This is a genomic window from Alcaligenes sp. 13f (assembly GCF_020496585.1).
Classification (GTDB): Bacteria; Pseudomonadota; Gammaproteobacteria; order Burkholderiales; family Burkholderiaceae_B; genus Alcaligenes; species Alcaligenes phenolicus.
In genome coordinates this window covers 1-8,472 of record NZ_JAHKKC010000047.1, presented here as the reverse complement: position 1 = coordinate 8,472, position 8,472 = coordinate 1, and the positions used below count along the sequence as shown (strand labels likewise).

At 55.8% G+C, this 8,472-nt stretch carries 6 protein-coding genes; 3 read left to right on the top strand and 3 right to left on the bottom strand.

The features are described from left to right. Positions 1 to 283 precede the first annotated feature (283 nt). The gene (locus tag KOE80_RS19925) at positions 284 to 451 is read left to right on the top strand and encodes a hypothetical protein (protein WP_226349825.1); all 168 of its coding nucleotides are present in this window, start codon (positions 284 to 286) and stop codon (positions 449 to 451) included. Positions 452 to 918: 467 nt separating this feature from the next. Here the strand turns inward: KOE80_RS19925 and KOE80_RS19920 are convergent, their stop codons facing one another. Together KOE80_RS19920 and KOE80_RS19915 are read right to left on the bottom strand one after the other, a co-directional pair. Further along, positions 919 to 1,890, bottom strand: coding sequence for a Bug family tripartite tricarboxylate transporter substrate binding protein (locus tag KOE80_RS19920; protein WP_009464013.1), 972 nt, complete (start codon positions 1,888 to 1,890; stop codon positions 919 to 921). Between the two features lie 37 nt (positions 1,891 to 1,927). Then, the gene (locus KOE80_RS19915) at positions 1,928 to 3,517 is read right to left on the bottom strand and encodes a sulfatase (RefSeq protein WP_226349824.1); all 1,590 of its coding nucleotides are present in this window, start codon (positions 3,515 to 3,517) and stop codon (positions 1,928 to 1,930) included. 106 nt (positions 3,518 to 3,623) lie between these two features. On the opposite strand from KOE80_RS19915, the gene KOE80_RS19910 reads away from it, so the two are divergent. Next, positions 3,624 to 4,538 (top strand): LysR family transcriptional regulator, encoded by a 915-nt coding sequence (locus KOE80_RS19910; RefSeq protein ID WP_226349823.1) that lies wholly within the window; start codon positions 3,624 to 3,626, stop codon positions 4,536 to 4,538. Positions 4,539 to 4,653: 115 nt separating this feature from the next. Next, complete coding sequence (locus KOE80_RS19905) at positions 4,654 to 5,766, top strand: sensor domain-containing diguanylate cyclase (protein WP_009464009.1); 1,113 nt, start codon at positions 4,654 to 4,656, stop codon at positions 5,764 to 5,766. A gap of 73 nt (positions 5,767 to 5,839) precedes the next feature. Here the strand turns inward: KOE80_RS19905 and KOE80_RS19900 are convergent, their stop codons facing one another. After that, complete coding sequence (locus KOE80_RS19900) at positions 5,840 to 8,272, bottom strand: penicillin acylase family protein (RefSeq protein ID WP_226349822.1); 2,433 nt, start codon at positions 8,270 to 8,272, stop codon at positions 5,840 to 5,842. Between the last annotated feature and the right edge of the window lie 200 nt (positions 8,273 to 8,472).

Genomic DNA, 8,472 nt, shown 5'->3' with positions numbered 1-8,472 from the left:
CCTCAAACAGCACGCCCCTTGCATCCCGCCCCAGCACTCTGCCGGCGGCAAGAGCCCTGACTCGCCCGCCAAGCCGTACCCGGGCCCCACAAGAAAACAAGCAACATCGTGTACATAGCCCAAACAGCACTGGAGAGTAGAAATGGTTTGGACTTGTTGAACGGTGGTTTCGTTTTTCTTGGGACGCTTCAGACAGGTTTTGAGCTTGGTTTGAGTACGTGGGTCATAGGCGAGGTGACTGGAGTTGAGGAAAAAGGGGGGGGGATTAAGTAGCTTTTTTACGATGCTGGAGGAGGCTTTAAGGTTTTGGGGCGCTACTCTTTTGGCTTTGGCTTTGGCTTTGGCTTTGGTTGTTGTTGTTGTTGTTGTTGTTGTTGTTGTTGTTGTTGTTGTTGTTGTTGTTGTTGGCCACTTCTGGCGCCATAGTTTTCACACCTTAAACAGGGCGTAAAAGTAGCAAACCTCATATCGCATTGAGCCATTCAGTTGGACTCTTGAAAAGAAGGGAACAGAGTAATGTGAGTCTGCCGGTTGGTGCAGGTGTAGTGGTGGTCGGGCGGATCAGAGTACTTGCCGCGGTCAGGAGATAGCGTAGGGATGCAAGCACCCTGTTGTTTGACCGGGGCGCTTGTGGCTCGTCCGGGGGACGAGCCACCCCGGGAGTTCAGGGTGCGCCCGTAGCTATCTCCTGACAAGGGCACCGGTGCGTAGCACCGGCAAGTGCTCAGCCCGAACACCACTACACCTGCACTAACCGGCTCCCTGCTCCTGCTCCCTTCTTTTTACGAGCTGGCTCGCTATCAAGCATTGAGTCTCCCCAAGGCAACTCCACGAAGAAAGCCTCCCCTCAGCAATACCTACGCACCTACGCAGCCCAAAAAAAACAGCCCCTGAAACCAGGGGCTGTAATTCCAACAATTACTGATCAGAGCGAATATTGTTATCCCGCACAATCTGTTCCCAGCGAGCGTTACGCTGCTGCACCCATTGGGCTGGAGAAACCTTGGATGAGTCGTAGGCTTGAATATCCAGCATCCGCAAAGTCTCGGCGGTGGACGGACGCTTCACGATATCGCTGAGCAAATCGTTCCATGCCTTGATCTTCTCTGGAGGCGAACCCTTGGTGGTGAAAACCAGATACGAGAAGCTCTCGTTAAAGTTTTCCAATCCAGGCAGCTTTGCTTCGGCCAAAGTAGGAACCTCAGGCAGTAAAGGATTGCGCTTGCCGCCAGAAGTCGCCAAGGGAGTCAGCAAACCTTCCTTGATCGGACCCAAGACACCGGCAATCGTCAAAAAGCCGCTGTCCAGACGCTCGCCATACATATCATTGACCACAGCGCTATTGCTGCGATACGGAATGTGATCCAGCTTGATACCGCTATCTTGCGTCAAGGCCGACATCATCAAATGCCCAGGCGAACCCATACCGGCCGAGCCGTAATTCATGGGCTTGGCGCGGGCGCGCTCCAGAAACTCGGCAGGTGTTGTGATGCCGGTCTTGCTGGGAACCACCAGAACCTGGTCAAAAGTACCCAGCAAAGACACCAGGTCCAGGGACTCCCCGATCTTGAACTTGCTGTTGACGTAAATATGCGGGTTGGCTGTCGCAACCGTATCCAGTGTCAGCAGCAAGGTATTGCCATCTGGCTTGGCCCGGCCCACTGCCTCTGCAGCAATCGTACCGGCTGCACCCGCCCGGTTCTCCACCACAATCGTCTGGCCGGTGGTTTCAGTGGCTTCGCGGGCCAACATGCGACCCAGGACATCTAGCGGGCCTCCTGCCACGGAACTGACCACAATGGTGGCCACCTCGGCACTCTGGACTGGTGTAGCCAAAGGTAAGATCAGCGCACAAATGCTTACTTTGCGCAGTAAGGAAAGGGTGGGCATAGATGTCTCCAGATAGGGGTAATTAACAGTGTTCAGCTCACGCTATCGCCAAAGGCAAGGGACTGGTTTCGCTGTGAGCCATCATGGTATCGATCAATTGACACAAAAGCGTTGTTTTTAACGCTTGCGCGTCCGGTTCATTCCACAAATTATGTTGTTCCAGCGGATCGGCTTGCAGATCGTACAGCTCTCCAATTTGACCGCCTTCATACAGGCTCAGACGGTGCTGCTGCGTGACCAGCGAACGCAGCTTGGTGCGAATAGGCGTATTGAACAGCTTGCGCTGGTTTTCTTCTTCGATCAGTACGCCTTTGCGCCATTCCACAGGCTCCTTGTGCATCACTTTCAGCAAGGAGCGACCCTGGATGCCGTTGTAGGGCAATTGGCCGGCACGCTCCAGCACTGTAGGCGCGACGTCAATGGTAGAGCAGACCGCCTCACTTGTGCCTTGAGTTTTCGCATCCTTGGGGTCAAACCAGATAAAGGGGCTGCGAATAATGCTTTGGTAATGCACAGGGCCCTTCAGCATCAATTGATGGTCGCCCATGAAGTCGCCATGATCACTCATGAAAATGACGATGGTGTTCTCCGCCTGGCCAGTGCGCTCCAGATGGTCCAGAATGCGCCCGATCTCGGCATCAATATGCGTGATGGAACCGTAGTTCAGCGCAATCGCCTCGCGGGCCTCGCGCTCGGAACAGGCAAACAGCGTAGGAGTGTGCTTGATGGCTTTGCCTTCATCGCGCAGTTGATGCAGCAATTGCAGATGGGCAGGCAGGGGATGCGGACCCAGGTGGAAGGAGTCGGGCAGGCTGACCTCTTCAGGCTTGTACATATCCCAGTACTGACCGTGTGGAGTGAAGGGATGATGCGGGTCCGGGAAGGAGCACTGAATAAAGAAGGGCTGTTGTTCCTGGGCATATTTGTCCAGCACAGCGCGGGTCCGTTCACCAATCCAGGCCGTGGTGCTGTACTCTTCTGGCACACGGGTACGCCAGGCCTGGCCAATGCGGCTTAACTCGTAGTCCGGAGTCGGGATGGCGTTTTCAGGGCCGGACAGGGCGGCGATTTCAGGATGTTCATCCTGCAGCCAGCGGCCATAGTCGCCCCAGACCTGATCGCCGTGATCAATGGCCAGGTCCACGTGCTCGTAGCCGTAAAAAGGTAGCTGAACACCGTGATCGGCGCGATCGCGCCACCATTGGCCACATTCCTGGCCGTAATCGTTGGTAGGCAGAGGAGGGCGAGCTTCTCCCTTGGTTGGGGGATCATCCGGCCGTGGGTAGAGCGGGGGCGTATCCGTTATATTTTGCAGGTGCGCCTTGCCGACCAAAGCTGTGCTCCAGCCTGCCTGGCGCAGTACATCGACAAAGGTGTTGGAGTCCAGTGGCAGGGGCACACCATTGTGGCGGGCGCCGTGCACCGAGGCCATGCGACCTGTCATCAGGGACGCACGGTTGGGCATACAGATGGGGGTGGCGACGTAAAATCGGTCAGCACTCCAACCGCGAGCGGCTAACGCATCCAGATTGGGCGTTTTAACTTCTTTATTGCCGTAACAAGCCAAATGGTCTGCGCGGAGTTGATCCGCAATGATCAATAAAAAATTGGGTACTGACTGAGACATGAAGTGCCTATTTTGTAGCTTTGGGTATCCCCATTATGGAAGCAGTAGCCATAATGTTAAATTGAATAACTTGCAGGTATATATACCTCTTTCATATAGGTAAGTCATGAGCTGGAGTGAACGCATTCGCTTGAAGCATCTGCAGGTTTTAATTCGTTTGTGCGAAGAAAAAAGCATGAGCGATGTGGCCCGGCAGTCCAATATGACTCAGCCTGCCTTGTCAAAATGGCTCAAGGATTTTGAAGACAATATAGGCATGCCCTTGTTCGAGCGTCATGCTCGCGGCATTGAGCCTTTGCCAGCCGCCCTGGCGCTGGTTTCCCAGGCCCAGGGGGTGTTGAATCGCCTTGACCGCATGAATGCAACTCTGGAGCAATACAGGCAGGGTTTTCGCCAGCAATTTACTTTGGGTATTTCGCCTATGGTGGCTGCGGTTTATTTGCCGCAGTTGCTGGTGTATTTGCACGAGCGCGATCCACAATGCCATATCCGTATTCAGGAAGGCACGCTGGATATTTTGAGTCGTAATCTGGAACAGGGCGAACTGGATCTGGTCATTGGCCGTGTGGATGAAGCAGGCCGTAACCCGGCGATGGCGTATTTGCCTTTGGGTATGGTGCCTTTGGGGGTAGCGGCTTGCCGCAAGCATCCTTTGGCACAGCAAGATGAAGTGACCTGGGAGCAGACGCTGGGGTATCCCTGGATATTGCCACCACGAAACAGCCCGATGCGGCGCAGTTTTGAACTGGGTCTGGATGCCAAGGGCCTGCCGTATCCCACCTGCGCCATTGAGTCCGCCTACGCACATACCAATGCCCGTGTGGCGGTCAATAGCGACTTTTTAGTGCCCATGACACGCAGCATGGTGCCGGTCTACCCGGAGCTGTGTATCTTGAACCTGGACTGGAGCGACCCGCGCTTGCATGGTCAACTGGGTCTGCTGTGGCGCCCGCAGGATTCGGGCGAACCGATGTTGGAAGAGGTAATTAGCTGGATGAGTAAGCAACCTCAAGTGGTGTGATTGTAAGTCGGGGTCAGCGCGGGCTGACCCTGAAAGAACTGACAGCTTGTTTTTCAAACTCATGTAACTAAAAATTGCCGTTATGTTACTTTGTTTCTTCTTAGCGAATTGATTGATGGGAACAATTCTGGAAGGCTGGAAAAACTTGCAAGCGATCAGTATTAGCTCGGTGCGCGACACACTGAGCGGGAAATATCATTCTCGTGACTTCATTCATGCCCGAATGGAGTATTTGCGCAGCCGTGTCATTCTGGTCGGCTTGTTATTTGCTTTGTTGACCCCCCTTTGGACTTTGATGGACTGGCTGGTCTTGCCCAGCTGGCCCGCGCATTTGATGGCGATACGGGTTTTAAGCCTGGGGGGATTGATCTTGTGCGTATGGCTGGCTTTCAATGGCCACCAGCGCATTACCCGCATTTATGTTTTAAGCGGCCTGGTCTTTATTTTGCCGGCCTCTTTTTACGCTTATATGCTGCTGACCCTGTCCGGGGCCGGCCAGTACGTTGTACTGGGGTATGGCTTTATTCCTTTCCTGCTGGTGGCCACCTTAAGCATTTTTCCTTTCACTTTGCTGGAATCAGCCTTGGTGGGGGGCGCGTTAATTGCTTTGCAGGTTTTGGCCAGTGTCAGTTCGGGAACCTGGCTAAGCATGAAAGGTTTACAGGATCTTTGGCTTTTGACAGCCTTGCTGGTCGTCGCTTTAACAGCCAATTATTTTCACCTGGGGCTTTTGCTGCGTTTATATCGGCAAGCCACACACGATACCTTGACCGGCTTGTTGAACCGGGGCGCGATTAGCCGTCAGCTGGGACAGGGACCAGTGCATGAAAGGCTGCATGTGCTGATGGTGGATCTGGATCATTTCAAGCAGATCAACGATACCCACGGTCACTCGGTAGGGGATGACGTGCTGACGCGTACTGCCTCTTTATTCAAGGCGCAGCTGGGGCCGGATGATCTGGCGGCCCGTTATGGTGGCGAGGAGTTTGTGCTGATACTGGCCGGACGTAGTGATGCGCAGGCCTTGAGTTTTGCCGATCTGCTTTTGAGCCAGGTACAGGCACAAACCTTTTATAACCACGACCGCGAGGCTTTTCAGATTACGGCCAGTATGGGTTTGGCGGTGTGTCAGCCCGGTCAGGTGATTGAGGATGTCCTGATGCAGGCTGACCAGCGCTTGTATCAAGCCAAGCGCGCTGGTCGTAACCAGGTGGTGGCGAGGGATTAAGCCTGCCGGGTGAAGCAGAAAGAAACGAGGCCTGGAGCGTGTACCGCTCCAGGCCCCGTTTTCTATTGACGGCTTAGTAGCGCAGGGTTTGGCTATCCTGGCTGGCCTTGTCGATGTCCTGAGCGCTGATGGCATCGCTCTTGCACTTGAAGGCAGCAAACATCTCCAACTGATCCGAGTGATGGGCGCTGGCTTCGCCTTCAGGATTGATGAAACCGCTTTGACCGGGAGCCATCACCGAGCACATGCGCACGCCGGTGGGGTCCAGCACATACTGGAATCGGGCGCTGCCGGTGTTCAGATAAGGCATGATGCGGCGCTCGTGCGCAGGGTCAGACCAAGGCACCCCAATCGCATTGCGTGCGGCGAACAGCATGGATACGGCTGGAGCACGCCATTGCTGGGCTTGTGCACCCTGTGATTTCTGTAGCGAGGCAGCAGCTTGCTCCAGTGCGTCCAGCACCAGTTCCTGGGCCGGGCGACCTTGCAGGAAATCAATTGTTTGTGGCACACCAGCAGCCGGGCCCTGAATGGCATTCCAGATCAGCTTGGCGGCCGCAGCGGGCTGGGCACTGCGCGGGTCATCCATGGCCGGGTACAGGCTTTGTGTGTAGGTGTTGTAGACGCTGTCAGGCAAACGACCTTTCAGGAATACGGGCACTGCGGCTTGCATCCAGGCCTGCATCACGGCTGGGGCGCTGCCTTCGTACTGTTTGCCATTGCTGGCCACGTGCAGCTTGTAGTCCCAGCCTTTCAGTTGTTCGGCAGCCTGACGTGCCAGTGCACTGGCACGTGGCAGCTTGGCAGCTTCCTGGATGATGGGGGCGAAGTAGCGCGCATTCAGATCAGAGCGGGCACCCAGGGAGTCAATGCCCCAGATTTCTTCGTCACTCAGGCGCTGCTTGGCCTGTAGCGGTGCCAGCAGTTCCTGCACACGGTCCACATAGGAGAAGTTGGAGTTGTCTGCCAGCAAGGCACCGTAGGCCTTGTTGTTCCAGCTGGCGATATAGCCTTGCTGCGGGTTCAGCACTTTTGGGTTGTGATCAAAGCTCAGGAAGCCTTGCCATTCCATACTGCCGTCGCCCGCTGCAGGGAACTGGATCGCCTGATTGGCTGGACGCTTGGGCAAGAGGCCCAGGGCTGCCGCACCGATATTGTTCTGGGTGTCGGCGTAGAACCAGGTAATGGAGGCGCTGACGCGCGAGGCCTGAGCCATGAATTGATCCCAGTTCTTGGCCTTGGCCGCATGGGCCCAGCCCAGCAAGGTTTCAATTTCCCGGCCTTCCCAGGTGCGACGGTTGGCGTAGGCGGTGTTGTTCTTTTTGTCCCAACTGCTGACATAACCTTGAGCTGTGCGGTAAACGTCCTGCGTCACATCGTCCTGACCACGCACCTTGATGCGTACCTGCTTGTGCTCCATGGGGTGCCAGGCATTGTTGTACCAGTAACTATGCGGGTCACCGTCTTTCAAGCGTAATTGGTAGACGTCATTGGTGTCCAGCGAACCCACGGTGGAGCCCCAGGCAATCTGGCCATTGGTGCCGAACAAAATAGCGGGCAGGGCAACGGCCGTGCTGCCGGTCAGGTCGTAGCCGGCACCGTGCAGGCCGACGCTATAGGTAATGGACGGGGTGTACCAGCCTTGTTGCGGGCCGTTGTACAGCACGGCATGACCGTGGCTTGTCTTTTCGGGGCCCAGCAACCAGGCATTGCTGGCAGTAGGTGTGCCTGCGGCCACGGTGGGGCCCAAGGCCACGGCTTGCTTGTGCAGGTAGTCCTGCGCCGCTTGTGCGGACAGAGCCTGCAAATGCGTAGGCAAATCGGCCAGCGCTGCCTTGGCGTCAGGCTGCGGAATAATGGTGGGGGCAGTCGGGTCGTTCAGCCAGCGTAGTTGTTTGTAAAGCTGTTCACCACGTTCCGCGCCCTGGTCTGCTTTCAGGGTTTCCAGCAGATTCAGGTTGGCCACTTCGGCCGTGCCAGCAAAGAAGCGGTTCAGAATCAGGCCCACCCAGACCATGGCAATGTCTTCAGGCTGCCACTCAGAAGGCTCAAACCCTTTGTCCAGAAACTCCTTGGGCATCAAGGTGTCGCGCTGGGCTTTCACCTCGCGAACGCGTTGGGTGAAACCAGCGGCATAGCCCTCGAACATGGCGCGGTCCTCTTTGGACAGAGCGGCCAATTGTTTGCGGATAGAGTCCGGATCGATATTGTTGTGAGTGACTTTATCCAGCTCCAGGAAGTCCGGTCCCAGAACTTCTGCCACGGTTCCCCAGCCAGAGCGCTTGGCAATTTCCATCTGGTAAAGACGGTCTGTAGCCACGGCATAGGCATAGCCATAGAACAGGCCATAAGTGCTGTCGGCATAGATATGAGGAGTGCCGTAGCTGTCGCGCTTGATGGTGACGCTGCGCTCACTTAAGGGGGCGCTGGCACAGGCGGCCAGCAAGACGCTGGTGGTCAACACGCCAAGAGTCAGTCGGGATGGAAAGCGACGGGGAAAAGTCAAAATCTTGTCTCCAAAAGAATAGCCTGGAAGGCTACCAGACTGCTGATAAACCCCTGGTTTTGCGCCCTGGGGTTTATTTTTTTGTTCTCCCGCCCAGGCGATGAGGTGTCGCTCACGATTCTACGGTTTTCGGTCGATCAGGCCTCAGATCACACCATCAGGCCGTTTGCGGGCCGGGGGCAAGCTCGCAGGCGCGTGAA